Origin of the sequence: Duganella sp. 1224 (assembly GCF_013408245.1) — a bacterium.
In the GTDB taxonomy this organism is placed as follows: Bacteria; Pseudomonadota; Gammaproteobacteria; order Burkholderiales; family Burkholderiaceae_D; genus Rugamonas.
Genome location: NZ_JACBYS010000004.1, coordinates 1 through 26124 on the forward strand (window position 1 = coordinate 1; position 26124 = coordinate 26124).

The 26124-nt window shown below is 60.9% G+C and carries 25 protein-coding genes; 2 read left to right on the forward strand and 23 right to left on the reverse strand.

From position 1 onward, the window contains the following. Positions 1–134 precede the first annotated feature (134 nt). From FHW58_RS18525 to FHW58_RS18590, 14 genes are all read right to left on the reverse strand, one after another. Positions 135–557, reverse strand: a complete 423-nt coding sequence (locus tag FHW58_RS18525) for a F0F1 ATP synthase subunit epsilon (RefSeq protein ID WP_179674652.1) — start codon at positions 555–557, stop codon at positions 135–137. 58 nt (positions 558–615) lie between these two features. Next, entirely contained in the window at positions 616–2016 is a 1401-nt protein-coding gene (gene atpD, locus FHW58_RS18530) for a F0F1 ATP synthase subunit beta (protein WP_179674653.1), read from the reverse strand. 30 nt (positions 2017–2046) lie between these two features. Then, positions 2047–2922 carry a F0F1 ATP synthase subunit gamma gene (atpG, locus tag FHW58_RS18535; RefSeq protein WP_179674654.1) on the reverse strand — a complete coding sequence of 292 codons (876 nt, stop codon included), beginning with the start codon at positions 2920–2922 and terminating at the stop codon, positions 2047–2049. 52 nt (positions 2923–2974) lie between these two features. Continuing rightward, positions 2975–4516 (reverse strand): F0F1 ATP synthase subunit alpha, encoded by a 1542-nt coding sequence (gene atpA, locus FHW58_RS18540; RefSeq protein WP_179674655.1) that lies wholly within the window; start codon positions 4514–4516, stop codon positions 2975–2977. A gap of 77 nt (positions 4517–4593) precedes the next feature. Next, positions 4594–5139 carry a F0F1 ATP synthase subunit delta gene (locus FHW58_RS18545; protein WP_179674656.1) on the reverse strand — a complete coding sequence of 182 codons (546 nt, stop codon included), beginning with the start codon at positions 5137–5139 and terminating at the stop codon, positions 4594–4596. Positions 5140–5141: 2 nt separating this feature from the next. Beyond that, the gene (locus tag FHW58_RS18550) at positions 5142–5612 is read right to left on the reverse strand and encodes a F0F1 ATP synthase subunit B (protein WP_179674657.1); all 471 of its coding nucleotides are present in this window, start codon (positions 5610–5612) and stop codon (positions 5142–5144) included. Positions 5613–5654: 42 nt separating this feature from the next. Then, entirely contained in the window at positions 5655–5933 is a 279-nt protein-coding gene (atpE, locus tag FHW58_RS18555; RefSeq protein WP_072782978.1) for a F0F1 ATP synthase subunit C, read from the reverse strand. A gap of 59 nt (positions 5934–5992) precedes the next feature. Then, on the reverse strand, positions 5993–6787 hold the full coding sequence (gene atpB / locus FHW58_RS18560) for a F0F1 ATP synthase subunit A (protein ID WP_179674658.1): 795 nt from the start codon (positions 6785–6787) through the stop codon (positions 5993–5995). Between the two features lie 21 nt (positions 6788–6808). Continuing rightward, positions 6809–7174 carry an ATP synthase subunit I gene (locus FHW58_RS18565; RefSeq protein WP_373996703.1) on the reverse strand — a complete coding sequence of 122 codons (366 nt, stop codon included), beginning with the start codon at positions 7172–7174 and terminating at the stop codon, positions 6809–6811. 258 nt (positions 7175–7432) lie between these two features. Next, the gene (locus FHW58_RS18570) at positions 7433–8302 is read right to left on the reverse strand and encodes a ParB/RepB/Spo0J family partition protein (RefSeq protein WP_179674659.1); all 870 of its coding nucleotides are present in this window, start codon (positions 8300–8302) and stop codon (positions 7433–7435) included. Between the two features lie 9 nt (positions 8303–8311). Beyond that, a complete protein-coding gene (locus FHW58_RS18575) occupies positions 8312–9082 on the reverse strand; it encodes a ParA family protein (RefSeq protein WP_179674660.1) in 771 nt (256 codons plus the stop codon). A gap of 102 nt (positions 9083–9184) precedes the next feature. Next, positions 9185–9835, reverse strand: coding sequence for a 16S rRNA (guanine(527)-N(7))-methyltransferase RsmG (rsmG, locus tag FHW58_RS18580; protein ID WP_179674661.1), 651 nt, complete (start codon positions 9833–9835; stop codon positions 9185–9187). Beyond that, positions 9832–11757, reverse strand: a complete 1926-nt coding sequence (mnmG, locus tag FHW58_RS18585; protein WP_179674662.1) for a tRNA uridine-5-carboxymethylaminomethyl(34) synthesis enzyme MnmG — start codon at positions 11755–11757, stop codon at positions 9832–9834. Before mnmG ends, rsmG begins: the two co-directional genes overlap by 4 nt. A 191-nt stretch (positions 11758–11948) precedes the next feature. Next, positions 11949–12713 carry a TSUP family transporter gene (locus tag FHW58_RS18590; protein WP_179674663.1) on the reverse strand — a complete coding sequence of 255 codons (765 nt, stop codon included), beginning with the start codon at positions 12711–12713 and terminating at the stop codon, positions 11949–11951. A gap of 122 nt (positions 12714–12835) precedes the next feature. Here FHW58_RS18590 and FHW58_RS18595 point away from each other — a divergent pair, with 122 nt between their 5' ends. Continuing rightward, positions 12836–14002, forward strand: a complete 1167-nt coding sequence (locus tag FHW58_RS18595) for an iron-containing alcohol dehydrogenase (protein WP_179674664.1) — start codon at positions 12836–12838, stop codon at positions 14000–14002. A gap of 79 nt (positions 14003–14081) precedes the next feature. On the opposite strand, the gene FHW58_RS18600 is transcribed toward FHW58_RS18595, so the two are convergent. From FHW58_RS18600 to FHW58_RS18640, 9 genes are all read right to left on the reverse strand, one after another. Next, positions 14082–16136, reverse strand: coding sequence for a 3-hydroxybutyrate oligomer hydrolase family protein (locus FHW58_RS18600; protein WP_179674665.1), 2055 nt, complete (start codon positions 16134–16136; stop codon positions 14082–14084). A 7-nt stretch (positions 16137–16143) separates the two neighbouring features. Then, on the reverse strand, positions 16144–17118 hold the full coding sequence (locus FHW58_RS18605; protein ID WP_179674666.1) for a branched-chain amino acid ABC transporter permease: 975 nt from the start codon (positions 17116–17118) through the stop codon (positions 16144–16146). Then, positions 17118–18002 carry a branched-chain amino acid ABC transporter permease gene (locus tag FHW58_RS18610; RefSeq protein WP_179674667.1) on the reverse strand — a complete coding sequence of 295 codons (885 nt, stop codon included), beginning with the start codon at positions 18000–18002 and terminating at the stop codon, positions 17118–17120. The genes FHW58_RS18605 and FHW58_RS18610 overlap by 1 nt, the downstream gene beginning before the upstream one ends. Before the next feature lie 126 nt (positions 18003–18128). Further along, complete coding sequence (locus tag FHW58_RS18615) at positions 18129–19325, reverse strand: ABC transporter substrate-binding protein (protein WP_179674668.1); 1197 nt, start codon at positions 19323–19325, stop codon at positions 18129–18131. A 28-nt stretch (positions 19326–19353) separates the two neighbouring features. Then, positions 19354–20061 carry an ABC transporter ATP-binding protein gene (locus FHW58_RS18620; protein WP_179674669.1) on the reverse strand — a complete coding sequence of 236 codons (708 nt, stop codon included), beginning with the start codon at positions 20059–20061 and terminating at the stop codon, positions 19354–19356. Further along, positions 20061–20831 (reverse strand): ABC transporter ATP-binding protein, encoded by a 771-nt coding sequence (locus FHW58_RS18625; protein ID WP_179674670.1) that lies wholly within the window; start codon positions 20829–20831, stop codon positions 20061–20063. Before FHW58_RS18625 ends, FHW58_RS18620 begins: the two co-directional genes overlap by 1 nt. Before the next feature lie 106 nt (positions 20832–20937). Further along, positions 20938–22548 carry a GMC family oxidoreductase gene (locus FHW58_RS18630; protein WP_179674671.1) on the reverse strand — a complete coding sequence of 537 codons (1611 nt, stop codon included), beginning with the start codon at positions 22546–22548 and terminating at the stop codon, positions 20938–20940. A 14-nt stretch (positions 22549–22562) separates the two neighbouring features. Continuing rightward, positions 22563–23600 carry a nitronate monooxygenase family protein gene (locus FHW58_RS18635; protein ID WP_179674672.1) on the reverse strand — a complete coding sequence of 346 codons (1038 nt, stop codon included), beginning with the start codon at positions 23598–23600 and terminating at the stop codon, positions 22563–22565. Further along, positions 23600–23986, reverse strand: a complete 387-nt coding sequence (locus FHW58_RS18640) for a hypothetical protein (RefSeq protein ID WP_179674673.1) — start codon at positions 23984–23986, stop codon at positions 23600–23602. The genes FHW58_RS18635 and FHW58_RS18640 overlap by 1 nt, the downstream gene beginning before the upstream one ends. On the opposite strand from FHW58_RS18640, the gene FHW58_RS18645 reads away from it, so the two are divergent. Next, the gene (locus FHW58_RS18645; RefSeq protein WP_179674674.1) at positions 23979–25853 is read left to right on the forward strand and encodes a diguanylate cyclase domain-containing protein; all 1875 of its coding nucleotides are present in this window, start codon (positions 23979–23981) and stop codon (positions 25851–25853) included. The genes FHW58_RS18640 and FHW58_RS18645 overlap by 8 nt on opposite strands. Positions 25854–26124: the final 271 nt, after the last annotated feature.

Below are 26124 nucleotides of genomic sequence, written 5' to 3' on the forward strand. Positions count from 1 at the left end.
ACGGCCCGGTCGTCATTACGACCGGGCCGTTAAAGCACTACCTCAGCGATACACCGTTCGGGTCTTGAAACGAGACCTTAACTGAACGGCATTACAGCCGAGGCTGCCTTTTTTGGGATGCTGCTGTGCGTTGCTTAGTGCTTGGCGCGCAGTTTGGCGATGGCTGCCAGCTGGCCGATGGCCGCTGCCAGTTCGGCTTGCGCTTTCGCGTAGTCGATGCCCGAGCTGTTGTTGGCCAGCGCTTCTTCGGCGCGTTTCTTGGCGGCCGTTGCTTTGGCCTCGTCCAGATCCTTGCCGCGAATCGCGGTATCGGCCAGCACCGTCACCGCGCTCGGCTGCACTTCCAGCAGGCCGCCGGCGACGAAGACGAACTCTTCTTCCGACTGGCCCGGAACCTGGATGCGCACCGCGCCCGGACGAATACGGGTAATCAGCGGCGTGTGCTTCGGGTAGATACCCAGCTCGCCCTGCTCACCCGGCAACGCGACGAATTCGGCGTCGCCAGAGTAGATCAACTCCTCGGCGGATACCACGTCAACGTGAATAGTGTTTGCCATGTGTGTCCTATCGGGTGGAACGGCCCCGCCTCGCGGCGGGACCGGTCAACTCAACTGATTAGTTGAGTTTCTTGGCTTTTTCGATGGCTTCTTCGATCGTGCCGACCATGTAGAACGCTTGCTCTGGCAGGTGATCCAGTTCGCCCGAGGCGATCATCTTGAAGCCCTTGATGGTGTCCTTCAGCGACACGTACTTGCCAGGTGCGCCGGTGAACACTTCAGCAACGTGGAACGGCTGCGACAGGAAACGCTGCATCTTACGGGCGCGTGCCACGGTCAGCTTGTCTTCCGGCGCCAGTTCGTCCATGCCCAGAATCGCGATGATGTCGCGCAGTTCCTTGTAGCGCTGCAGGGTGCCCTGGACCGAACGCGCGGTCTCGTAGTGCTCCTGGCCAACCACCAGCGGGTCCAGCTGGCGCGAGGTCGAGTCCAGCGGGTCCACCGCAGGGTAGATACCCAGCGAGGCGATGTCACGCGACAGCACCACGGTCGAATCCAGGTGGCCGAAGGTGGTCGCTGGCGATGGGTCGGTCAAGTCATCCGCTGGCACGTACACGGCCTGGATCGAGGTGATCGAACCGGTCTTGGTCGAGGTGATGCGCTCCTGCAGACGGCCCATTTCTTCGGCCAGGGTCGGCTGGTAGCCCACCGCCGATGGCATACGGCCCAGCAGTGCCGACACTTCGGTACCGGCCAGCGTGAAGCGGTAGATGTTGTCCACGAAGAACAGCACGTCCTTGCCTTCGTCACGGAACGATTCCGCGATGGTCAGGCCGGTCAGCGCCACGCGCAGACGGTTGCCTGGCGGTTCGTTCATCTGGCCGTAGACCATGGCCACTTTCGAGTTGGCCGGGTTTTCCAGGTCCACCACCTTGGCATCGGCCATTTCGTGGTAGAAGTCGTTACCTTCACGGGTACGCTCACCCACACCGGCGAACACGGACAGACCCGAGTGCGCTTTAGCGATGTTGTTGATCAGTTCCATCATGTTCACGGTCTTGCCGACGCCGGCGCCACCGAACAGGCCGACCTTACCGCCCTTAGCGAACGGGCAGACCAGGTCGATCACTTTAATACCGGTTTCCAGCAGGTCCTGCGATGGCGACAGCTCGTCGTAGGCAGGCGGGGTGCGGTGGATCGAGGCGATCTGGTCGTGCGAGACCGGGCCGCATTCGTCGATCGGGTTGCCCAGCACGTCCATGATGCGGCCCAGGGTCGCGGGACCCACTGGCACCATGATCGGCTTGCCGGTGTTCTGGATGGTCATGCCGCGGCGCAGGCCGTCCGACGAACCCAGCGCAATAGTACGGACCACGCCGTCACCCAGTTGTTGTTGTACTTCCAGCGTCAGCTCGGAGCCTTCCATCTTCAAGGCATCAAATACCTTGGGCATTGCGTCACGTGGAAACTCAACGTCCACCACCGCGCCGATACACTGAACGATTTTGCCATCAGCCATGTTCGTTCCTTCAAATATAGTTAAATTCGTTTAAACCGCTGCCGCACCGGCGACGATTTCGGAGAGTTCTTTGGTAATCGCAGCCTGGCGGGTTTTGTTGTAGATCAGCTTCAGTTCGCCGATCACATTGCCCGCGTTGTCGCTGGCCGCCTTCATCGCCACCATGCGCGCCGATTGCTCGGACGCCAGGTTTTCCGCCACCGACTGGTACACCAGCGCTTCAACATAGCGCTCCAGCAGTTCGTCGATCACGGTGGCCGCGTCTGGCTCGTAGATGTAATCCCAGTTGTGATTACCTTCGTCAGCCTGCTTCTTCGCAGCCGGCAGTGGCAGCAGTTGTTCAACCACTGGCTCCTGCTTCATCGTGTTGATGAACTTGGTGTAGCACAGGTAAACCGCATCGACTTCGCCGTTCTGGAATTTTTCCAGCATGACCTTGACGGGGCCGATCAGTTTTTCCAGGTGCGGGGTGTCGCCGATCTGGGTCACTTGCGCAACCACCGGCACACCAACGCGGTTCAGGAAGCCCAAACCTTTGTTACCGATCGCGACGGCGGCAATCTTGTTGCCCGCTGCTTCCAGCTCGCGCGATTTATTCGTCACCAGACGCAGGATATTGGTGTTCATGCCGCCGCACAGACCCTTGTCGGTCGTGACCACGATGAAACCAATCGCCTTGGCCGCGTCCTTGGCTTCATCGGCCAGGAACGGGTGCGTGTATTCTGGGTTTGCGTTGGCCAGATTCGCCGCGATGTTACGAACTTTCTCACTGTAGGGACGGGCGGCGCGCATGCGATCCTGCGCCTTGCGCATTTTCGATGCGGCGACCATTTCCATCGCCTTGGTGATCTTCTTCGTATTTTCTACGCTTTTGATCTTGCCACGTATCTCTTTGCCTACTGCCATGAGTCCTTACTCCTTCTGCGCAGAAGGCACCTCTTGCGAGGTGCCGTTACCCTTAAAATGCGCCGGATTTCTTGAAGTCGGCAATGGCGGCGGCCAGCGCAGCTTCGCCGTCCTTGTCCAGTTGCTTCGACGACTCAATCTTCGACAGCAGGTCGGCTTGCTTGGTCTTCAGGTAAGCATGCAGGCCGGCTTCGAATGGCAGCACTTTCTTGACTTCGACGTCGTCCAGGTAGCCCTTGTTCACGGCGAACAGCGAGGCGGCCATCAGCGAGATCGACAGTGGCGAGTACTGTTTCTGCTTCAGCAGTTCGGTCACGCGGGCACCGCGGTCCAGCTGCTTGCGGGTCGACTCGTCCAGGTCCGAGGCGAACTGCGCGAACGCAGCCAGCTCACGGTACTGCGCCAGGTCGGTACGGATACCGCCGGACAGGTTTTTGATGACCTTGGTCTGAGCGGCGCCACCGACGCGCGACACCGAGATACCGGCGTTGATCGCCGGACGGATGCCCGAGTTGAACAGCGAGGTTTCCAGGAAGATCTGGCCGTCGGTAATCGAAATCACGTTGGTCGGCACGAAGGCCGAGACGTCGCCCGCCTGGGTTTCGATGATCGGCAGCGCGGTCAGCGAACCGGTCTTGCCCTTGACTTCGCCGTTGGTGAACGCTTCGACGTAGTCGGCGTTGACGCGCGCGGCGCGCTCCAGCAGACGCGAGTGCAGGTAGAACACGTCGCCTGGGTAGGCTTCACGGCCTGGTGGGCGGCGCAGCAGCAGCGAGATCTGGCGGTAAGCAACCGCTTGCTTCGACAGGTCATCGTAGACGATCAGCGCGTCTTCGCCGCGGTCGCGGAAGTACTCGCCCATGGTGCAGCCCGAGTAGGCCGAGATGTACTGCATCGCGGCCGATTCCGACGCCGACGCGGCCACCACAATGGTGTACTCCAGCGCGCCGTGCTCTTCCAGCGAGCGCACGATGTTCTTGATGGTCGAGGCTTTTTGGCCGATGGCAACGTAGATGCACGTCATGCCCTGGCCTTTTTGGTTGATGATCGCATCCACCGCCACCGCCGACTTGCCGGTCTGGCGGTCGCCGATGATCAGCTCACGCTGGCCACGGCCGATCGGCACCATCGCGTCGATCGACTTCAGGCCGGTCTGCATCGGCTGCGACACGGACTCACGGGCGATCACGCCCGGCGCGATTTTCTCGATTGGCGAGGTCAGCTTGGTCTCGATGGCGCCTTTGCCGTCGATCGGCTGGCCCAGGGCGTTGACCACGCGGCCACGCAGTTCCGGACCGACCGGCACTTCCAGGATGCGGCCGGTGCACTTGACGGTGTCGCCTTCCGAGATGTGCTCGTAAGCACCCAGGATCACGGCGCCAACCGAGTCGCGCTCCAGGTTCATCGCCAGACCGAAGGTGTTGCCTGGGAATTCCAGCATCTCGCCCTGCATGACTTCCGACAGGCCGTGGATGCGGACGATACCGTCGGCCACGGAAATCACCGTGCCTTGGTTACGTACTTCAGCGCCACCATCAAGGCCTTGGATACGGCTCTTGATCAGCTCGCTGATTTCAGATGGGTTGAGTTGCATACTAACTAACTCCTAAATAGGGTTTCTCTCAGCTTGCGCGAGATGAAGAATCTGTTCCAAGCGGTCGCGGCTTAACCTTACGCGACCAGTGCGACACGCATTTGCTCGAGCTTGGCGCGGACCGAAGTGTCCAGCACTTCGTCGCCGACCACCACGCGCACGCCACCGATCAGGGCTGGGTCCACGGTCACCACCGGGTTCAGCTTGCGGCTGAATTTCTTTTCCAGCGTCGCGATCAGCGCGGTCACCTGCGCGGCGTCCAGCGCAAAGGCGCTGGTGATCTCGGCGTCTGCGGCGCCTTCCGCGGCGTTTTTCAGCGCCTGGAATTGCGCGCCGATTTCCGGCAGCAGACTGATGCGGCCGTTCTCGACCAGCATGGCCAGGAAGTTATCGGCTTCCTGGTTGACCGGGGTTTTCACCAGGGCCTTGAAGGCGGCGACGATATCGCTGGCCGACGCTTTCGGGTTGCGGGCGAATGCTTGCACCTCGGGATGGGCGGCGATCTGGGCCAGTTCGGCCACCAGTTCGGCCCATGCCGCGAGGTTGAACGATTCCTTACCTGCTTGGGCTACGCGGAACAGAGCTTCCGCGTAGGGACGGGCGACGGTTGCGTTTTCTGCCATGATTACAGCTCGACAGACAGGCGCGACAACAGTTCGGCGTGGGCCGAGGCGTTGACTTCGCGCTTGAGGATTTGCTCGGCGCCCTTCACAGCCAGGTCAGCCACCTGAGCGCGCAACGCTTCGCGCGCCGTGGCCAGTTGCTGCTCGGCTTCGGCCTTGGCTTGCGCAATGATGCGGTTCGCTTCAGCTTGTGCATTCGCCTTGATTTCTTCGGCCACCAGTTGCGCGCGCTTTTCAGCGTCGGCAACGCGTTGCGAAGCTTCTTCGCGTGCACCGGCCAGAGCTTCGGCGGCGCGCTTTTCCGCGACGACCATAGCTTGCTGACCCTGGTCGGCAGCGGCCAGACCATCAGCGATGCGCTTGGCACGCTCATCCAGCGCTGCATTCAGCGATGGAAATACGAACTTCATCGACACCCAGACCAGCACCGCGAAGGTGATCATCTGGCCGATGAGAGACATATTGATGTCCATACCTTTGCTCCTAACTAAAAGTTTCTCCTAGGGTGGAGCAGATTACTGAGCGACGGTTTGCAGGGCAGCCAGGAATGGGTTGCTGAAGGTGTACAGCAGAGCAACACCAACGCCGATCATCGAGATCGCGTCCAGCAGACCAGCGATAACGAACAGCTTGGTTTGCAGTTGTGGCATCAGTTCTGGTTGACGAGCCGAAGCTTCCAGGAATTTACCGCCCAGAATGGCGAAACCCAGAGCGGTGCCGATAGCGGCCAGGCCGATGATGATAGCGGCTGCCAGAACGGTCATGCTTTGTACTTGTGCGATCAGAGCTTGCATTGAAATTTCTCCTAAGATTTAAAAAAGACTACAGATACTAAAAAGTGAAAAACGAAAATTTAGTGCTTCTCAACCGCAATGGCCAGATACACAACCGTCAGCGCCATGAACACAAACGCTTGCAGGGTCACCACCAGGATGTGGAAGATCACCCACGGACCACCGAGCAGCCACTGTGCCCACCATGGCAGCAGAGCGATCAGGATGAACAGCAGTTCGCCGGCGTACATATTGCCGAACAAACGCAGCGACAGCGACAGTGGTTTAGCCAGCAGCTCGATCATCTGGAAGACAAAGTTGACCGGCGCCAGCACGATGGCCATGAAGCCATGCGCGTGGAACGGCGCGGTCAGCAGCTCTTTACCCCAGCCGCCGAGACCTTTGGCTTTGATCGAGAAACCGATAATGCACAGCATGACGCCGAACGACATGCCGAAAGTGTGGTTGACGTCGGCGGTAGGCACGACGCGCAGCTTGTGGACGCCAAAGAAGCCCAGGATCTTCGGCAGCAGGTCGACCGGCAGGAAGTCCATGGCGTTCATCAGCCAAACCCAGCAGAAAATGGTGATCGCCAGCGGGGCGATGACCTTGCTCTTGGCGTGGAAGGCCGAGTTGACGACGTCGTTGACCAGTTCCATCACGGCTTCGACGAAGTTCTGCAGCTTGCCCGGCACGCCAGCGGTGGCGCGGCGGCTGGCCAGGTAGAACACACCGAGGAAAACCAGGCCCAGAATGGCCGAAACCCAGAACGTGTCCAGGTTAAACATGCCGTCGGCCGATTTCAGGTGGCTAAGGTGGTGCTGAATGTACTCAATATTGGTGGGCGCTTCGTGCCCGACGTGTTCAGTGGTCATAAAAATATAAGATTTTGGTGATTAAATTGCGAGCAATGCCAGCCAGTAAGCGAAAGTTGACACCGCGAAACCCAAGATCAGCCATAACCATGAGGCCGACTGAAACAACACGAGTGCCGCCACAAACAGCACTACCGTGATAAAAATCTTTGTCACTTCGGCGCGCACATGCGCGCGGAAAGCTTTTTTGGCGTCATTTGTTCCGCCCGCAACAATCATCGCGTACATCAGGCTCCCGATGACTGCGATTGCTCCGCCATAGGCGGCCGACCAAGCTTTGATTACTCCACCTACGTTCCAGGTGAGCAAGGCGAATCCAGTGGCGATGGCCAACTGGAGGGCGACGACTCGGAACACCGGTTTGGAAATGCTCGTCGAACTACTCACTGCCGAGCCTCCTTAAAAACCGATTAAAACCCCAAAGACGCGTGATTATATGTGTCTTTGATGTATCACGTCAAACATGCTGCACCGCAGCAGAGCATTTGGTGCACGAATGAGACGCTTTTAGAAACATTTCCGCCGTCTTTGCACCAAGTTGGGATCAGTTAACCATTTTCCAAATGGTGAAATGGACCCCGCGCACCCCGAGGCTCGCGTTCTGGGGTCTGACCCCGTACGGGGTCAGACCCCGCCTTACCGGGGTCAGGCGCGCAAGCGGGCCAACACGCCGTCAAGAATATCGAGATCCGCAAAATCAATAATCATCTGGCCGCGCCCCTTGGCGCCCATCTTGAACACCACCGGTGTCGCCAGCTTGTCCGACAGTTCTTCTTCCAGACGCACGATGTCGCCGGACTTTTCTCTCAATCGCGCCTCTTTCGGCGACGATTTCAATTCTTCCAGCGTTTTGGTCACCAGTTTCTCGGTTTCTCGCACCGATAGCCTTTTGGCAACCACCATGTTGGCCAGATTGATCTGCGTGGCGGCGTCCACCGCCAGCAGCGCGCGCGCGTGGCCCATGTCGATATCGCCGGCCATCAGCATGGTCTGCACCGGCGCCGCCAGATTCATCAGGCGCAGCAGGTTGGACACGGCGCTGCGCGACCGGCCGACCGCGTTGGCCGCCTGCTCATGCGTGAAAGCGAAATCGGTGATCAGGCGATGGATGCCCTGCGCCTCTTCCAGCGGATTCAGATCCTCGCGCTGCATGTTCTCGATCAGCGCCATGGCAGCGGCGGCCTGGTCGTCCACATCCCGCACCAAAACAGGGAGCACTTCCAATCCCGCCAGTTGCGCGGCGCGGAAACGGCGTTCGCCGGCGATGATCTCGTATTTATCCTTGCCGACCGGCCGCACCAGGATCGGCTGCATGATGCCCTGCGATTTGATCGACGCGGCCAGCTCCTGCAGGCCGCCTTCGTCCATGCGGGTGCGCGGCTGGTATTTACCGGCTTGCATTTTTGCCACCGGCAGTTCGGACGGCGTATTGGCGTCCGGCGTGGTGATGTCGCTATCGCCGCCGAGCAGCGCGTCCAGGCCGCGACCCAGGCCCTTGAATTTTTTGGTTGCCATGTCTGTGCCTTACATTTTCTTGATGCGCTTGACCATCTCGGCGCCGAAGGCGATGTACGCCTGCGCGCCCTTGGAGGTCGGATCGAAGGTGACGCCCGGCACGCCGTACGACGGCGCTTCGGCCAGGCGCACGTTGCGCGGGATGATGGTCTTGAAGACCTTGTCGCCGAAGTGCTGCTCCAGTTGCGCCGACACCTGCTGCGACAGCGTCATGCGCGGATCGAACATCACGCGCAGCAGGCCGATGATTTTCAAATCCGGGTTCAGGTTGGCGTGCACCTTCTTGATGGTGTTGACCAGATCGGACAGCCCTTCCAGCGCATAGTACTCGCACTGCATCGGAATGATGACGCCGTGCGCGGCGCACAGCCCGTTCAGCGTCAGCATCGACAGCGCAGGCGGGCAGTCGATCAGGATAAAGTCATATTCTTTATCGACCAGCGCCAGCGCTTCCTTCAGGCGGCGTTCGCGGTTGTCCAGCTCCACCATCTCCACTTCGGCGCCGGCCAGTTCGCGGTTGGACGGCAGCACGTCGAAGTGGCCGGGCTCGGAACGCTGGCGCGCGGTGGCGACGTCGCTGGTGCCCAGCATGACTTCATACGTGGACGCCGCCAGCCCTGCCTTGTTGATGCCAGCCCCCATGGTGGCGTTACCCTGCGGGTCCAGGTCGACCAGCAGCACGCGCTGGTCCAGTTTTGCCAGACCGGCGGCGAGGTTAACGGTGGTGGTGGTCTTGCCTACGCCGCCCTTTTGATTTGCTACGCAAAAAATTTTTGCCATGTATTTCTTATGAGTATTGATGCTTTTGATTTATACGGTATAAACGATATAAACGATTTATACTATTTAAATGATATAAACCATTTATACCGTATAAACCGTTTATACTGTTTCTGCCTTGATGAAAACCAGATGCCGTTCCGCGTCCAGCCCGGGAACCGCCAAAGGCTCCAGTTTCTGCACTTTCCATGGCGCTGGCAGTCGCTCGCGCTCCTCCGCTGGTGCCGTGCCTTTCAAGGCGATGAACTGGCCGCCCTCCGCCAGCAAGTGCCCGGACCAGTTGACGAAGTCCGACAGGTCGGCAAACGCCCTGGAGGTAATGACGTCGAATTGCGTCTTCACTGCCAGCTCCTGCACCTTCTTCGTGTACACCGTCACGTTGCTCAGCTCCAGCTCTGCCTTCACCTGGTTGAGGAAGGCGGTTTTCTTGTGCACCGTGTCGATCATCGACACCTTCATGTCCGGGCGGCTGATCGCCAGCACCATGCCCGGCAGTCCGCCCCCGGCCCCCACGTCCAGCACGTTGACGGCGCCGGCGAAGGCCGGCACTGCCGTCAGCGAGTCCAGCAGGTGCAGCTTCACCATCTCCAATGGATCGCGCACCGAGGTCAGGTTATAGACCGAATTCCACTTGTTCAGCAGGGTCAGGTAGTCCAGCAGCTTCTCCACCTGTTCCTCGCTCAGCGCCAGCGGTAGCTGGTTGATGCCTTGTTTCAAAACATCCGCGACGACACTGCGGTCAAACACCTTCATGCTGCCTCATCTTTCTGAACGAAACCACCGAAACCGGCCTTCTTCAGGTGCACCAGCAACAGCGAAATCGCCGCCGGCGTCACACCTGAAATACGCGATGCCTGGCCCAGCGTCTCGGGACGCTGCGCGTGCAACTTCTGGCGCACCTCCACCGACAGCGCGGTGATGTCCAGGTAGTTATAGTTCTCCGGCAGCTTCAGGTTTTCGTAGTGCTCGTGGCGCTCCACTTCCCGCGTCTGGCGGTCGATATAGCCCGAATACTTGAGCTGGATTTCGATCTGCTCCTTGACGGCCTCGTCGGTTTCGCCCGGGCCGGCCAGCTCGCGGCCGTCCATGCCTTTCAGCGTCATCAGCTTTTCGTACTCCACGCCCGGACGGCGCAGCAGGTCGGCCAGCGAATATTCGCGCTCGATGGCCTGGCCAATCACGCGCTCGGACTCCGCCGCCTCCAGGATGCGCGGGTTCACCCACGTGGAACGCAGGCGCTCCAGTTCCTTGGCGACCGCCTCGCGTTTGCGGTCGAACGCTGCCCACTGGACGTCGCCGATCACGCCCAGCTTGCGGCCGATCTCGGTCAGGCGCATGTCGGCATTGTCTTCGCGCAGGCTCAGGCGGTATTCGGCGCGGCTGGTGAACATGCGGTACGGTTCCATCACGCCCTGCGTGACGAGGTCGTCCACCATCACGCCCAGATAAGCTTCCGAGCGCGCTGGCGTCCACGCCTCCTTGCCCTGGGTTTGCAGCGCGGCGTTGATGCCGGCCAGCAGGCCTTGCGCCGCCGCTTCCTCGTAACCGGTGGTGCCGTTGATCTGGCCGGCGAAGAACAGGCCGTTGATGGCCTTGGTTTCCAGCGACGCTTTCAGGCCGCGTGGGTCGAAATAGTCGTACTCGATGGCGTAGCCGGGACGCAGGATATGGGCGTTTTCCAGGCCTTTCATCGAGCGCACCAGCTCGATCTGCACGTCAAATGGCAGGCTGGTGGAGATGCCGTTCGGGTAGAACTCGTGGGTCGTCAGGCCTTCCGGTTCCAGGAAAATCTGGTGCGATTCCTTGGACGAGAAGCGGTGGATCTTGTCCTCGATCGACGGGCAATAGCGCGGACCGACACCTTCGATCACGCCGGTGTACATCGGGCTGCGGTCCAGACCGCCACGGATGATGTCGTGCGTTTTGCTGTTGGTGTGGGTGACCCAGCATGGCATCTGCTCAGGGTGCATGGCGGCGTTGCCCATCACCGAGAACACCGGCACCGGATCCAGGTCGCCCGGCTGTTCGGTCATCTGCGTGAAGTCGATGCTGCGGCCGTCAATACGCGGCGGCGTGCCGGTCTTCAGGCGGCCCTGTGGCAGCTTCAGTTCCTTCAGGCGCGCGGACAGCGACACGGCCGGTGGATCGCCAGCGCGGCCGCCCGAGTAGTTGTTCAGGCCGACGTGGATTTTACCGTCGAGGAAAGTGCCGGCAGTCAGCACCACGGCGTCCGCCAGGAACTTCAGGCCGATCTGCGTGACGGCGCCGACCACGCGGTCGCCCTCCACCATCAGGTCGTCCACGGCCTGCTGGAATAGCCACAGGTTGGGTTGATTTTCCAGGCGCGAGCGGATCGCGGCCTTGTACAAGATACGGTCGGCCTGGGCGCGGGTGGCGCGCACGGCGGGACCTTTGGAGGAATTCAGAATGCGGAACTGGATGCCCGACTCGTCGGTGGCGATGGCCATGGCGCCGCCCAGCGCGTCGACCTCCTTGACCAGGTGGCCTTTGCCGATACCGCCGATGGAAGGGTTGCACGACATCTGACCCAGCGTCTCAATGTTGTGGGTGAGCAGCAGCGTCTTCTGGCCCATGCGGGCGGAAGCGAGTGCAGCTTCGGTACCGGCGTGACCACCGCCGACAACGATGACGTCGAATTTGGTAGGGAATAACATGGTGGAAAATTGAAAGCGAAGGGATCAAGGTCAAATTATAGAGTTTTTTTCGTGCTGCGACTTTTTTAGGCAAAAATATTCTTGGATGTGTTCCACGTGAAACAATAAAAAAAGGACACCGTAGTGTCCAATTCAAGCTGTCGTTCAGGCTGCTGCCGGAACGACGACGCAGTGTTCCACGTGAAACAGTGTCACCAACGCAACCACGCATCGTGCCCGGTCTTGATGATTAGCACCGAGACAACCACCAGGAACAACTTGCGCACGAAGCTGCTGCCATGCTTCATCGCCATGCGCGACCCGATCAACGAACCGACGATCTGGCATACCGCCATCGTCAAGCCCAGCTGCCAGATCAAGTGGCCGGAATAGCCGAACCACACCAGCCCGGCAAAGTTGCACGCCACGTTGACGATCTTCGCCACCGCCGACGCCCCCAGGAAGTCAAAGCCGAACACGCGCACGAACAGAAACACCAGGAAGCTGCCAGTGCCCGGCCCAAAGAAACCGTCGTAGAAGCCGATGGCGGCGCCGACCAGCAGCGCCAGCGTCTGCTCCCTGGCACCGGAGTGAATCGGCGCGTGGACGCTGCCGAAGTCCTTCTTGGCAAAGGTGTAGATTGCCACCAGTAACAGCACCACCGGCAACGCGGTCCGCATGAAATCGGCCGACACATGCGTCACCGTGTAGGCGCCCAAAAAAGCAAACAGCAGCGCCGCTATCGCTGCCGGCGTCGCCACCGACCAGGCGATCGTCACCCGCCGCGCATAGCTGACCGCCGCCACGCTGGTGCCGAAGATGCTGGCCAGCTTGTTGGTGCCGATCAGCGTGGCCGGCGCCATGTTCGGAAACACGGTGAACATGGTCGGCAGCTGGATCAGCCCTCCTCCGCCCACCACCGCATCGACCAGACCCGCGCCAAACGCGGCCGCCCCCAACACCCAAAAGTCCACCATGATCCCGCCATCCCTCACATGCAAAGGCTCCATTGTACGGAAGAAATGTGCGGAAGCTGATGCGGATACGGCATGGCTTGGGGTAAGCTAGACGGAGAACTCACTATTGAACGGACGCCGTCATGACTGATTTCCCTGCCTTTGCTTTCAGCACCGTGGCCCATATTGTTTCCGAGCTGGGCGCCGCCCGCCGGCTGGGCCAGCACATCGCCGACCGTTTTCCCGCCGCCCAGCGCGCCTTGCTGGTCACCGATCCCGGCTTCCTGAAAACCGGACTGGTCGACGCGCCGGTGGCCAGCTTGCGCAGCGCCGGCCTGGCGGTGGAGGTGTACTCGGATGTGGTGGCGGACCCGCCCGAGGTGGTGGTGCTGGAAGCGGTCGGTGCGGCGCGCGCGTTCCGGGCTGACATCGTCATCGGCCTTGGCGGTGGCAGCTCGATGGACGTGGCCAAGCTGATCGCCGTGCTGGCCGACAGCGACCAGCCGATCAGCACCATCTATGGCATCGGCAATGTGCGCGGCGCGCGCCTGCCGCTGGTGCAGATTCCCACCACCGCCGGCACCGGCTCGGAGGTGACCAATATCGCCATCGTCACCACCGGCGCTACCACGAAGATGGGCGTGGTGGCACCACAACTCTATGCCGATTTGGCATTGCTGGACGCGGAGTTGACGCTCGGCCTGCCGCCGCACGTGACCGCCGCCACCGGCATTGATGCGATGGTGCATGCCATCGAGGCGTACACGACCAGGTATAAAAAGAACCCGCTGTCCGACGTGCTGGCGCGCAAGGCGCTGCAGTTGTTGTCCGCCAATCTGATCGCGGTCTGCGAGGACGGCAAGAATCTGGCGGCACGCCAGGCCATGCTGCTGGGGGCGATGTTGGCCGGGCAGGCATTTTCCAACGCGCCGGTGGCGGCGGTGCATGCGCTGGCGTATCCAATCGGCGGGATTTTCCACGTGCCACATGGGTTGTCGAATTCGCTGGTGCTGCCGCATGTGCTGAGGTTCAATGCGCCGGAAGCGGCGGCGCTGTACGCGGAGTTGGCGGCGATTGTGGTGCCGGCGGCCAGCGGGTCGGTCGAGGCACGGGCCGAGGCGTTGGCTGTTGCCATGCAGCAAATTGCGACGGTGGCGGGGATTGAGCGGACCTTGCAGCAAGTGGGAATCACGGAGGCGGATCTGGACCGGCTGGCGGATGACGCCATGCTCCAGACCCGCTTACTCGGCAACAACCCCCGCCTCGTAACCCGGGACGACGCACGCGCCATCTACGCTGCCGCGCTTTAATTTTTACCCCGCACGGCGGCACACCGGGGTCTGACCCCGGACGGGGTCAGACCCCATCGCCGGGGGTTCGCTGCGCCGCTCAATCAGGGATTGTAATCGTGGTGCCGCTGACCAGAATCGAGTTCGCCGCCGTTGGGGTCGCGGCGAACGGCGGCACATTGGCGGACGTGACCGGCGTGGTATTGTCCGCCCGGGTCACCGTCCGCACCACCTGCGACGGTGGCAGCGGCGTGGCGCCGTTGCGCAAGCTGGCCAGCATCGCATCCAGCGCCCGGAACAGATACACGTGCAACGGTACGATATTGCCCGGCAGCGCATTCGCGAACGAATCGAAATGGTTGGCATTCGTCACCTCGATGTAGCGCAGCTTGCTCGCACTGCCCTCCACCGCCGCATTCAGCCCCGCATACGCCCGTGACGCAAAATTCACCGGAATCAGCGTATCGCTGCGCCCCTGTACGATGATGGCCGGCTTGCCCTTCAGATTACCCGTCGCCGCCACCTCTGCCATGCCGGCCCGGACGCGCGCGCTCTGCGCCGCCAGCGCAGCACTCAACGGCGCGCCGGTGACGGCATCGACGCCGGTCGCCAGCGAGCGCAGGCACAGGAAGCCGTCCAGCGACTGGTCGGCTATGCCGCTGCCCGGCGACACGCCCGCGTTATACGCCCTGGCCCCGCCGACCGAATCTTCGTACACCACGCTGCCAACGATACCATTCTGCGTGGCGAAGCTGCTGGCCTTCTGCGCGGACGTGAACGCCACCGGCACCCCACTCGCATCGGTCGGCGCAAATGTGAAACCGCAGACCTTATCCGTCACAGAAAACTTGCCGTAGGCGTAGGCATACGTCACCGCCACCAGGATGTTGGTGCCGGCATGGGCCGCTTGCAGCACATCGGCGTCCGGCAGCCAGCCGTAGGCCTTGAGGCGCGCCTTGGCATCATTCTGCTGCGCGGTCAGGTCGGCGCCGCTCAACAGGCCACGCGCGACCAGCGCAGTGCAGCGTCCCGGCGCCGCCGCCGTCGAAGCGATGCACGGCTGGTAGAGGGCGGCATAAGTCGAGTAATCGAACAGCGCCTTGCCCTGCCCTGTCACCGCCGCCGCGCCCTGGCGCACCGAGTAGCCGGTGCCGCTCTTCGGCTGGATCTGCGGTTCGCTGGCGGCCACACCGGAGATCAGGCCCTTGGTGTCCTGCTCGGCCGCCAGCAGCGCCGCGCCGGCACCGTTGGAAATGCTGGAGGCGATGGTGATCGTGTTCTTGGGCGTCAACGCCACGATGTGGCTTTTGTTGTCCCGCGCCAGCGCGCCGTACTTCTCGTTGAGTACATAGAAGGCAAACTCCACCGCCTGCAAGGTGTACTTGCCCCAGTCCTTTTCCGGATTCTGCTGCGAGTGCGCGTGCTTGAAGGCGATGCGGCCCGGATAGGCCGCGGCAAACGCGGCGCGCTCGGCGTCGCTCAGCGCCGGGGCGAACGTGGCGTTGGCGCCGGCCGCCGCCCGGCTGGCGCGCACGCCGTTCTGCAAGTTCACGCTGTCGTCGTCGAAGGCATACAGGCCGGTGCCGCTGCCCTTGTCGGCGTAGGTCACCGCGCAGTTGTTCTTCAGGCCCCACTCGCCGGAGCTGCCGATGGCGCCGTAGATGCCGCGCGAGCCGCTCGATGTGCCGGTGACGATGCAGGGATTTTTCACGTCGAACCCGGCCGGCACCTGCACCATGAGCGTGACGTTGTTGTCGGTATAGGCCAAATACTCGGTGCCGGCGATCTTGCCCTCGCCGGTGCCGGCCACGCCCTTGGCATCCACATTCGGGCCGTACAGCGTGCCGTAGCCGCTGTTGGCGGCGATATCCAGCACCGCGCGGTAATTGCTGTAGATGGCGTTGCGGCGCAGCTCGGCGGCGGTGGGATTGTTGGCGTCGGCATAGGCCGGCGGCGCGGCGGCCGCCAGTCCGGTCTTGCCCAGGCCGGCGGTCAGCAGGTCGTCGCTGACGCCGTCGTAGGTATTGCTGCTGATCGCGCCGAGATAGGACGGCTTGAAGTTCAGGTCTTCCGGCTGGTCCGGGTCATGATGATCCGAACCGCAGGCGGTGACTGCGATGCCGGCCAGCGCCAGCACAATGGTTTTGATTTGCATACGCTCCTCACACTGGTTTCTTCTTTCCGGCCAGCGCAATGAACTCACCGATAATGCCGCGCCGGAACAACAGCACACAAATAATGAAGATCAGGCCAACCACCATGTTGACCGCTTCGCCGATGGTGTTAAACCATTCAATCCCGCTGAGCCGGGCCAGCAACGCGCCCCAGTCGCCCAGCTTGTTTTCCAGCGCGATAATGATGATGGCGCCGAGCATCGGGCCGGCCAGCGTGCCCATGCCGCCCACCAGCGTCATCAGGATTACCAGGCCGGACATCGTCCAGTGGACGTCGGTCAAGGTTTCAAAGCCCAGCACCACGGTCTTGGTGGCGCCGGCCAGCGCCGCCAGCGCGGCCGACAGCACGAAGGCCAGCAGCTTGTACTTGTCGACGTCATAGCCGAGCGAGACGGCGCGCGGCTCGTTCTCCTTGATCGCCTTCAGCACCTGGCCGAACGGCGAATGCACGGTGCGCACGATCAGCGCAAACGCCAGCACGCAAATGCCGAGCACGACGAAGTACAGGACGGTGTCGTTGCTGAGGTCGACCACGCCAAGCAGCCTTCCACGTGGAACGCCTTGCAGGCCGTCCTCGCCGCCGGTGAAGTTCCCTGCCCGCAGCGCGCCGAAGTACACCATCTGCGCCAGCGCCAGCGTAATCATCGAAAAGTAGATGCCCTGGCGGCGGATCGCCAGCGCGCCCATCACCAGCCCGATCAGCGCGCCAGCGGCGACGCCGGCCAGAATCCCAAGCTCGAACGGCAGTCCCCAGTTCCTCAGCGCGTTGCCGGCCACGTAACCGGCGGCGCCAAAGAAGGCCGCATGGCCGAAGGACAGCAGCCCGGTAAAGCCGATCAGCAGGTTGAACGCGCAGGCGAACAGCGCAAAGCACAGCAGCTTGGACAGGAACACCGGATAGCCGACAAACGGCGCGGCGACCGCGACGGCCAAGGCGAGCAGATAGCCGATTTTCTTGTTCATCATTTTTCCTTCCCGAACAGGCCGGCCGGACGCAGCAACAGCACCACCACCATCACCAGGAACACCACGGTGGACGAAAACTCCGGATAGAACACCTTGGTCAGGCCCTCGATGACGCCCAGCGCCAGCCCGGTCAGGATCGAGCCCATGATCGACCCCATGCCGCCGATCACCACAACGGCGAAGACGACGATAATCAGGTTCTGCCCCATCAGGGGTTGCACCTGGATGATGGGGGCCGCCAAAACGCCTGCAAAGCCCGCCAAAGCGACGCCGAAGCCGTAGGTCAGCGTCACCATCAGCGGCACGTTGATGCCGAACGCTTCCACCAGCTTGGGATTCTCGGTGCCGGCGCGCAGGTAGGCGCCGAGCTTGGTCTTTTCGATGACAAACCAGGTCGACAGGCATACCACCAGCGAGGCCACCACCACCCAGGCGCGATAATTCGGCAGCAGCATGAAGCCGAGGTCGGTGGAACCGGCCAGCGCCTCGGGCGTCTGAAACGGCTGGCCGGAGACGCCGTAGAACGAGCGGAACACGCCCTCCAGCAGCAGCGTGATGCCGAAGGTCAGCAGCAGCCCGTACAGGTGGTCCAGCTTGTACAGATGGCGCAGCATGGTCTTCTCGATGACGATGCCGAACACGCCGACCAACAGCGGCGCCAGCACCAGCATCACCCAGTAATTCAGGCCCCAGTACTCGATGCCCATCCACGCCAGGAACGCGCCCATCATGTACAGCGCGCCGTGGGCAAAGTTAATCACATTGAGCAGGCCAAAGATCACCGCCAGGCCCAGCGACAGCATCGCGTAGAACGAGCCGTTGACCAGCCCCAGCAGCAGCTGGCTCATAATCATGGGCAAGGGATAGCCGAAGATTTCCATGGGAATCCGTACATTGAGAGATCAGACGAACCGTCATTCCGGCGCACGCCGGAATCCATAGAACGCTGGCCATGACGCTCAGCATGGATTCCAGCGTTCGCTGGAATGACGCGGGGATAACTTAGATTATTTCCACAGGCTGCACTTGGTTTCCGCCTTGGTGGCGTATGCCTGCTCGCCCGGAATCGTGGCCACGACCTTGTAGTAATCCCACGGATATTTCGACTCCGACGGCTTCTTCACTTCCATCAGATACATATCGTGGACCATGCGGCCGTCGGGCCGGATCGTGCCGTTCTTGGTGAACACGTCGTTGATCTTGTTCGCCTTCAGGTAGGCCATCACCTTGTCGGAATCGTCGGTGCCGACCGCCTTCACCGCCTTCAGGTAATTGCCGGCGGCCGAATAGTCGGCGGCCTGCAGCATCGACGGCTCCTTCTTCATCTTCTCGAAATAGCGCTTGGACCAGGCGCGCGACTCCGGGCTCATGTCCCAATACCAGCCGTCGGTCAGGTACATGCCCTGGGTCAGGTTCAGCCCCAGCGAGTGCACGTCGTTGATGAAGATCAGCAGGCCGGCCAGCTTCATCTTCTTGGTGATGCCGAACTCGTTGGCGGCCTTGATCGAGTTGATGGCGTCGCCGCCGGCGTTGGCCAGGCCCAGGATCTGCGCCCCGGACGACTGCGCCTGCAGCAGGAAGGACGAGAAGTCCGACGCCGACAGCGGATGCTTGACCGAGCCCATCACCTTGCCGCCGGCCGACTTGACCAGGTCCGACGTGTCTTTTTCCAGCGACTGGCCAAACGCATAGTCGGCGGTCAGGAAATACCAGTTCTTGCCGCCCTGCTTGACGATGGCGCCGCCGGTGCCGCGCGCCAGCGCGATGGTGTCGTAGGCGTAATGCACGGTGTAGGGCGTGCATTCCTCGTTGGTCAGGCGGGCCGAGCCGGCGCCGATCGAGACGAAGATTTTTTTCTTCTCGGCCGCCACCTTGGCCATGGCCAGGTTGGCGCCGGAATTGGTGCCGCCGATCAGCATGTCCACGCCCTGCTGGTCGAACCACTCGCGCGCCTTGGAGGCGGCGATGTCGGCCTTGTTCTGGTGGTCGGCGGAAATGAATTCGATCTTCTTGCCGTTGATGTTGCCGCCCGCGTCGGCGATCGCCATCTTGATGGCCTCGGCGCCGCCGGCGCCGTCGATGTCGGTGTACAGGCCGGACATGTCGGTGATGAAGCCGATCTTGATGGTGTCGCCCGAAATCTGTGCCTGGGCGGAGAAGGTCGCGCAAGCGGCGACGGCGAGGGTTATGGCTTTGATTTTCATTGTTCGTCTCCTACCGTGGTTTTTATTTTCAAACACCGAGAAGCTCGTTCAACACCGGCATCTTGGCGTCCAACTCCGATGCAACAAAGGTCTCGACTATCTGCCCGTGTTCCATCACATAAAACCGGTCGGCCAGCGGCGCGGCAAACCGGAAATTCTGTTCCACCATCACGATGGTGTAGCCCTTGGCTTTGAGCGTGGTGATCATGCGCGCCAGCCCCTGCACGATGACCGGCGCCAGCCCTTCCGAGATTTCATCCAGCAGCAGCAGGCGCGCGCCGGTGCGCAGGATGCGCGCCACCGCCAGCATCTGCTGCTCGCCGCCGGACAGGCGCGTGCCCTGGCTGTGCTTGCGCTCCTCCAGGTTGGGAAACATCGCGTAGATTTCCGCCACCGACATGCCCTTGTCCACGCCGTTCAGCTGCGGCGGCAGCATCAGGTTTTCCTCGGTCGACAGCGACGAGAATATGCCGCGCTCCTCCGGGCAATAACCGATGCCGAGGTGGGCGATCTTGTGCGTCTGCAGGCCGATCGCCTCCTTGCCGTTGACCTTGATCGAGCCCTTGCGCGCGCCGGTCAGGCCCATGATGGCGCGCAGCGTGGTGGTGCGGCCGGCGCCGTTGCGGCCCAGCAGCGTCACCACCTCGCCCGGCTGCACCGTCATGTTGACGTTGTGCAGGATGTGCGACTCGCCGTACCAGGCTTGCAGGTTCGAGATGTCCAGCGCGGCCGCCATCAGTGCGCTCCTTCCAGCACGCTGGCTTCCGTGCCCATGTACGCTTCCATCACCTGCGCGTTGCGCGACACCTCGGCGTACGAGCCCTCCGCCAGCATGGCGCCGCGCTGCAGCACCGAGATCTTGTCGCAGATGCCGGACACCACCTTCATGTTGTGCTCGACCATCAGGATGGTGCGGCCGGCCGACACTTTTTTGATCAGCTCGGTGACACGGTGCACATCCTCGTGGCCCATGCCCTGCGTCGGTTCATCCAGCAGCATCAGCTCCGGTTCCATCGCCAGCGTGGTGGCGATTTCCAGCGCGCGCTTGCGGCCGTAAGGCATGTCGACCGTGATGGTATCGGCGAAGCCGGTCAGGTCGACTTCCGCCAGCAACTGCATGGCGCGGTCGTTGAGGCGGTCCAGCGCGCGTTCGCTCTGCCAGAAAAAGAAGCTGGTGCCGAGCTGGCGCTGCAAGCCGATGCGCACATTCTGCAACACCGTCAGGTGCGGAAAGACAGCGGAAATCTGAAACGACCGGATCACGCCCATGCGGGCGATCTGTGCCGGGCGGGCGGCGGTGATGTCATTGCCGTTGAACAGGATCTGGCCCGAGGTCGGCACCAGGAACTTGGTCAGCAGATTGAAGCATGTGGTTTTGCCTGCCCCGTTGGGGCCGATCAGCGCGTGGATGTGGCCGCGCTGCACTTTGAGATTCACGTCGTTGACCGCGGTAAAACCCTTGAATTCCTTGGTCAAACGCTTTGTTTCCAAGATAACGTCGGACATCCTGTCTCCCTGTTATTCTTTTCAAAGTACCAATTTTTTCTAGATCATACACAGTAACAAATTGGCTAACAATACAGTATAAATACGATGAATTTTTGATCTACATTCAAGTGCCACGGATTAGCTGAGCAGCTTTTTCGGCGATCATGATGGTGGGAGAGTTGGTGTTTCCGGACGTGATAAACGGCATCACGGACGCATCCACCACGCGCACATTGCGCACCCCTTTCACGCGCAACTGGCTGTCCACCACGGCGGCGGGATCGTCGGCGCGGCCCATCTTGCAGGTGCCGACCGGGTGGAAAATCGTGGTGCCGATCGCACCGGCGGCCTCGGCCAATTCCTCGTCGGTGCGGTAGTGGATGCCGGGTTTGTACTCCTCGGGCGCGTACTGTTGCAGCGCCGGCGCGGCGACGATGGTGCGCGTCAGCGTCAGCGCCTGCGCGGCCACCTTGCGGTCTTCCGGCGTGCTCAGATACAGCGGCGAGATTTTCGGCGGCGCATACGGGTCGGCGCTGGCGATGCGCACGTGACCGCGCGAGGTCGGCCGCAGATTGCACACGCTGGCGGTGAAGGCGGGAAAAGTGTGCAAGGGGTCGCCAAATTTTTCCAGCGACAGCGGCTGCACGTGGTACTGCAGATTCGGCGTTGTTTCGCTGGCGCTGGAACGCGCGAACGCGCCCAGTTGCGACGGCGCCATTGACATCGGTCCGCTCTGGAACATCGCGTACTCGAGGCCGATGCGCATCTTGCCGAACCAGTTGGACGCCATCGTATTCAGGGTGCGCGCGCCTTGGCCCACCTTGTAAATCATGCGCAGTTGCAGATGGTCCTGCAGGTTTTCGCCCACGCCCGGCAGGTCAACCACCGGCGTGATGCCGAGCGCATGCAAGCGCGCCGCCGGGCCAATGCCGGAGCACTGCAAAATCTGCGGGCTGCCAACGGCGCCTGCCGCCAGCAGGGTTTCCTTGTTCGCGGTGGCGGTGAAACGGGTGCCGCCGCCAGTGAACAGCACGCCGGTGCAGACGCCATTTTCAATCGTCAACCGTTCCACGTGACACCCGGTCATGATGGTCAGATTGGGCCGCCGCGCCGCCGGTTTTAAAAACGCCTTGGCGGTGTTCCAGCGGATGCCGCGTTTCTGATTGACCTCGAAATAGCCGCAGCCGGCGTTGTCGCCGCGGTTGAAATCATCCACTTTCTGGATGCCGCACTGCGCGGCGGCGTCGCGAAACGCGTCCAGTATCTGCCAGGATAAGCGCTGTTTTTCCACGCGCCACAAGCCGCCGGTGCCGTGGAATGCCGATGCGCCGCCGTGGTAGTCCTCGCTTTTTTTGAACAGTGGCAGCACAGCCTCCCAGCGCCAGCTGTCGTCGCCGGTGACCTCGGCCCAGCGGTCGTAGTCGCCGTCCTGGCCGCGCATGTAGATCATGCCGTTGATCGACGAACTGCCGCCCAGCACTTTGCCGCGCGGGTAGAGCAGGCTGCGGCCGCCAAGGCCGGGATCGGCTTCGGTGCGGAATTTCCAGTCGGTGCGGGGATTGTCGATGCAGTGCAAATAGCCGACCGGGATGTGGATCCACACGTAATCGTCACGGCCGCCCGCCTCGATCAGCAAGACTTCCTTGTCCGCATCGGCGCTGAGGCGGTTGGCCAGGACGCAACCGGCCGAGCCGGCGCCGATGATGATGTAATCGTAGCTGCCTGCTGATTCCAAAAACAGTCTCCTCGTTATGGCTTGCCGATCTCCGCCAGCAAGGTCTCCACCAGTTTCGCTGCCGGCATGGCGCGGGCGCGGGCCACGCCGGTGCCGCACCACAGCGACATCAGCTCGGTTTCGCCCCGCCTGGCCGCTTCCGCCCGGATGGGTGACGTTAATGCATTTTGAATGGGATATGGCGGCAATTGTCGCTCGTTGGCGGCCATCAGCTGCATGAAGCGATTCTCCAGCCCGCGTGCGTAACGGCCGGAAAAAGTGCGCGTCAGGCGGGTGGGATGGTCGCCGGCCGTCAGCAAGCGCTGCTTGTACGCCGCGCCAATCGACGATTCGTCACACACCAGGAACGCCGTGCCCATCTGCACCGCCTGGGCACCGGCGGCCAGCGCGCGGCGGATATCGGCGCCATCCATGATGCCGCCGGCCGCGATGACCGGAATATTCACGGCCGCCACCACCGCCGGCAGCAATTCAAATGTGCCCAGCTTCGCATCTTCCTGCGCGCCGATGAAGGTGCCGCGATGGCCGCCCGACTCCACGCCGGAAGCAATCACTGCATCGGCGCCCCTGCTTTCCCAGGCTAACGCTTCGTCAACGTGGGTAATCGTGCCGATCACAAAAATACCGGCCTCATGGAGCCGGCGGATCTGCTCCACCGTCAGGATGCCAAACGTAAAACTGGCCACGGCTGGCCGCAACGCGATCAGCGCCTCAAACTGCGCGGCGAAATCTTCACACCATTTGGCCGGCGTCGGCAACTCTGTCCATCCCAGCGATGACCAGACCGGCTTCAGCCATTCTTTGGCCCGTTCCACCTCGGCGGCGGACGGTGTCGGTGTCTCCTGCACGAAGAAATTCAGGCAAAAAGGACAGTCGGTCAGGGCGCGAATCTGCGCGGTTTGCTCGCGGATCACGTCCGGCGACAACAAGGAACAAGCCAGCGAACCGAGCGCGCCGGCGTTGGACACGGCGGCCACCTGAGCCGGCGAATTGAAACCGCCAGCTGTCGGCCCCTGGATGATGGGATGCGGAAAAACAGATGCTAAGGTCATCAATTCTCCTGCTCAGGGCTGTGGATAAGCTTATGGATATCCACAGGTGCCAAATGTGAGTAAACAAACGAATGGTTGGGACGACTTTTTTTATCCCAAAACAGTTCTTCGCTCATACAAGGTTTACGCGCCGCTTTATAAACCTCGTAAACGCCTGATTCTAATTCAAAATGCCCAGTTATCCACAGAAAAGTGTCGGTGTTAACAACTACCACTATTTTTATATCTACATCTTTAGGGTAAACCATAAACCTCCGATATACTGGACTTGCCAAACAAACAGCCTCAACCGGAGATGTTTTGTTCTCATCACACAAGAAACCCCGGTCGCCTGCATATCTGCGGTTTCGGCGACGTTTGATCACGGGCCTGTTGTCGATGGCCACGCTGGCCATCGCGGTGGTGATCAGCCAGTTTCGAACTTCTTACCTGGAACGCGAACTCGCCGTTCGCACACAAACCGAGCATTACGTGAAAGCGATGGAAGCGCACGTGATTTACTCGATACAAACGGTGGACTTGTCGCTGGTGGGTTTCGCCAACGCTATCAAAGTGCTGTCTTCCAAGCAAAGTCGTTCTCCCGAAACCATGTCGGACCTGCTGTCTTCGCGCGGCGCGACTGGCGACAACGACTACTGGATTACCTTTATCGACCCCAAAGGCAATGCCATTGCCACTTCGATAGGCAACAGCGTCATCGGCGCCTCGCTGGCCGACCGCGACTACTTCAGGATTCATCTCGACGGCGCCTACAAGGACAAACTCTTCATCGGCGAACCGGCCATCGGCAAAGTCAGCAAAAAAAAGCTGCTGTTTCTGAGCCGACGCGTGGAAACGGCCAACGGCGAGTTTCTCGGCGTGATCGCCGCGCCTGTAAATGTCGAGCGTTACGCCAAATTCTTTGAAAATTCCCGCTTCAATACCGACATTTCGATTTCCCTGGTCCACGCCCAGGGCAAAGTGATTGCCCGCGTACCCAATTTTGAACAAGCCTTCGGCCGTGACCTCAGCACCACTGCCCTGTTTGACCATGTGCGCCAGGCCAGTGCCGGCAACTACAAAGCCGTCAGCGTGATCGACAACCTGCGCCGGATTTTCAGCTACCACGTGATAGATGGCTTGCCGTTGATCATGGTCGTGGGCAGCAATGACGCGGAAAGTAACCGTCTGCTGCAGCAAAACTACCTGATCGCCGGCGCCGGTCTGGCGATCTTGTTGTTGCTGATGATCAGCGCCGGTCACTTTTCGCTCCGCACCTACCGTCGCCAGGAAGAACGCGAGCTGCGTTACCGCGCGCTGTATAGCGCCAGCCGGGAAATGGAGCGTCAGCTGCTGGCCAACGAAGAATCGCTGAAATTGTCATCGCTGATTTTCGAAAACAGCGGCGAAAGCATGATGGTGATGGATGCCCAAGGCCTGATTCTGACCGTAAATCCGGCGTTTTCCCTGCTCAGTGGCTACATGGAAAAGGAATTGATCGGCCACCGGGCCGAAGAACTGGCGTCACCGCGCAACGACCAAGCGTTTTTCGCGCATATTTTTGGCTGCGTGAGCGCTTCCGGCCACTGGAAAGGCGAAATCTGGCAGCGGAACAAGGACGGCGACGAGTATCTGGCCGCGATGACGGTCAATGCCGCCTACGATGAACAGGGAAATCCCGTCCGCTATGTCGCTTTGCTGAGCGACATCACGCAGAAAAAAGCGTCCGAAGAACTGATCTGGCGCCAGGCCAACTTCGACACCCTCACCGGCCTGCCTAACCGCAACATGTTCCACGAACATCTGCGCCAGGAAATGAAGAAAACCGACCGTTCACAACTGCCAATGGCGCTGGTGTTTATCGACCTGGACTACTTCAAGGAAATCAACGACACGCTGGGCCACGACAAAGGCGATATGCTGCTCAAACAAGTGGCAAGCCGGCTGCTCGGTTGTGTGCGCAACAGCGATATTGTGGCCAGGCTGGGCGGAGACGAATTCACCGTCATCCTCAGCCAGCTGCGCAAACCGGCCGACGTGACCCGCACGGCGCAGGAAATTCTCCGCCAGATGAGCGCGCCGTTCCAGTTGGGCGACGATGTTGCCCACATTTCGAGCAGCATCGGCATCGCCATGTACCCGGATGATGGCGCGGACGCCGATAGTTTGATGAAAAGCGCCGACAAAGCGATGTACGCGGCCAAGCAAAACGGCAGAAATCGCTTCAATTACGCCAATGCAGACCAAAAATCGACGGAGACTGTGAATAAGTGATTGGATATCCACAGGACGAGATGTGGCTAAGCGCCGCTTTTGACCACAGGCCCGAATTTTATCCAAAAATTGTTCCCGAACTGATACAGCGCTTATTCAGCCGGTTGTTTACGCCGTAAACAAATGATTTGTAAACGTATACACGACTTATCCACAGCCACTTATACGTTTACTACTACCACTATGTTTATATAAAACTCTTGTAAACAACTAAAACCGCAACTTCGAAAAAGCCGCTGGCGGAATAGCGCGCCTGCTTTGCGTTTGAAAG

Bases quoted from the DNA above. Each gene is read 5' to 3' on its own strand.
- FHW58_RS18525 (WP_179674652.1), bottom strand. From the start codon at position 557: ATGGCAAACACTATTCACGTTGACGTGGTATCCGCCGAGGAGTTGATC.
- atpD (WP_179674653.1), bottom strand. From the start codon at position 2,016: ATGGCTGATGGCAAAATCGTTCAGTGTATCGGCGCGGTGGTGGACGTT.
- atpG (WP_179674654.1), bottom strand. From the start codon at position 2,922: ATGGCAGTAGGCAAAGAGATACGTGGCAAGATCAAAAGCGTAGAAAAT.
- atpA (WP_179674655.1), bottom strand. From the start codon at position 4,516: ATGCAACTCAACCCATCTGAAATCAGCGAGCTGATCAAGAGCCGTATC.
- FHW58_RS18545 (WP_179674656.1), bottom strand. From the start codon at position 5,139: ATGGCAGAAAACGCAACCGTCGCCCGTCCCTACGCGGAAGCTCTGTTC.
- FHW58_RS18550 (WP_179674657.1), bottom strand. From the start codon at position 5,612: ATGGACATCAATATGTCTCTCATCGGCCAGATGATCACCTTCGCGGTG.
- atpE (WP_072782978.1), bottom strand. From the start codon at position 5,933: ATGCAAGCTCTGATCGCACAAGTACAAAGCATGACCGTTCTGGCAGCC.
- atpB (WP_179674658.1), bottom strand. From the start codon at position 6,787: ATGACCACTGAACACGTCGGGCACGAAGCGCCCACCAATATTGAGTAC.
- FHW58_RS18570 (WP_179674659.1), bottom strand. From the start codon at position 8,302: ATGGCAACCAAAAAATTCAAGGGCCTGGGTCGCGGCCTGGACGCGCTG.
- FHW58_RS18575 (WP_179674660.1), bottom strand. From the start codon at position 9,082: ATGGCAAAAATTTTTTGCGTAGCAAATCAAAAGGGCGGCGTAGGCAAG.
- rsmG (WP_179674661.1), bottom strand. From the start codon at position 9,835: ATGAAGGTGTTTGACCGCAGTGTCGTCGCGGATGTTTTGAAACAAGGC.
- mnmG (WP_179674662.1), bottom strand. From the start codon at position 11,757: ATGTTATTCCCTACCAAATTCGACGTCATCGTTGTCGGCGGTGGTCAC.
- FHW58_RS18590 (WP_179674663.1), bottom strand. From the start codon at position 12,713: ATGGTGGACTTTTGGGTGTTGGGGGCGGCCGCGTTTGGCGCGGGTCTG.
- FHW58_RS18595 (WP_179674664.1), top strand. From the start codon at position 12,836: ATGACTGATTTCCCTGCCTTTGCTTTCAGCACCGTGGCCCATATTGTT.
- FHW58_RS18600 (WP_179674665.1), bottom strand. From the start codon at position 16,136: ATGCAAATCAAAACCATTGTGCTGGCGCTGGCCGGCATCGCAGTCACC.
- FHW58_RS18605 (WP_179674666.1), bottom strand. From the start codon at position 17,118: ATGAACAAGAAAATCGGCTATCTGCTCGCCTTGGCCGTCGCGGTCGCC.
- FHW58_RS18610 (WP_179674667.1), bottom strand. From the start codon at position 18,002: ATGGAAATCTTCGGCTATCCCTTGCCCATGATTATGAGCCAGCTGCTG.
- FHW58_RS18615 (WP_179674668.1), bottom strand. From the start codon at position 19,325: ATGAAAATCAAAGCCATAACCCTCGCCGTCGCCGCTTGCGCGACCTTC.
- FHW58_RS18620 (WP_179674669.1), bottom strand. From the start codon at position 20,061: ATGGCGGCCGCGCTGGACATCTCGAACCTGCAAGCCTGGTACGGCGAG.
- FHW58_RS18625 (WP_179674670.1), bottom strand. From the start codon at position 20,831: ATGTCCGACGTTATCTTGGAAACAAAGCGTTTGACCAAGGAATTCAAG.
- FHW58_RS18635 (WP_179674672.1), bottom strand. From the start codon at position 23,600: ATGACCTTAGCATCTGTTTTTCCGCATCCCATCATCCAGGGGCCGACA.
- FHW58_RS18645 (WP_179674674.1), top strand. From the start codon at position 23,979: ATGGCCACGCTGGCCATCGCGGTGGTGATCAGCCAGTTTCGAACTTCT.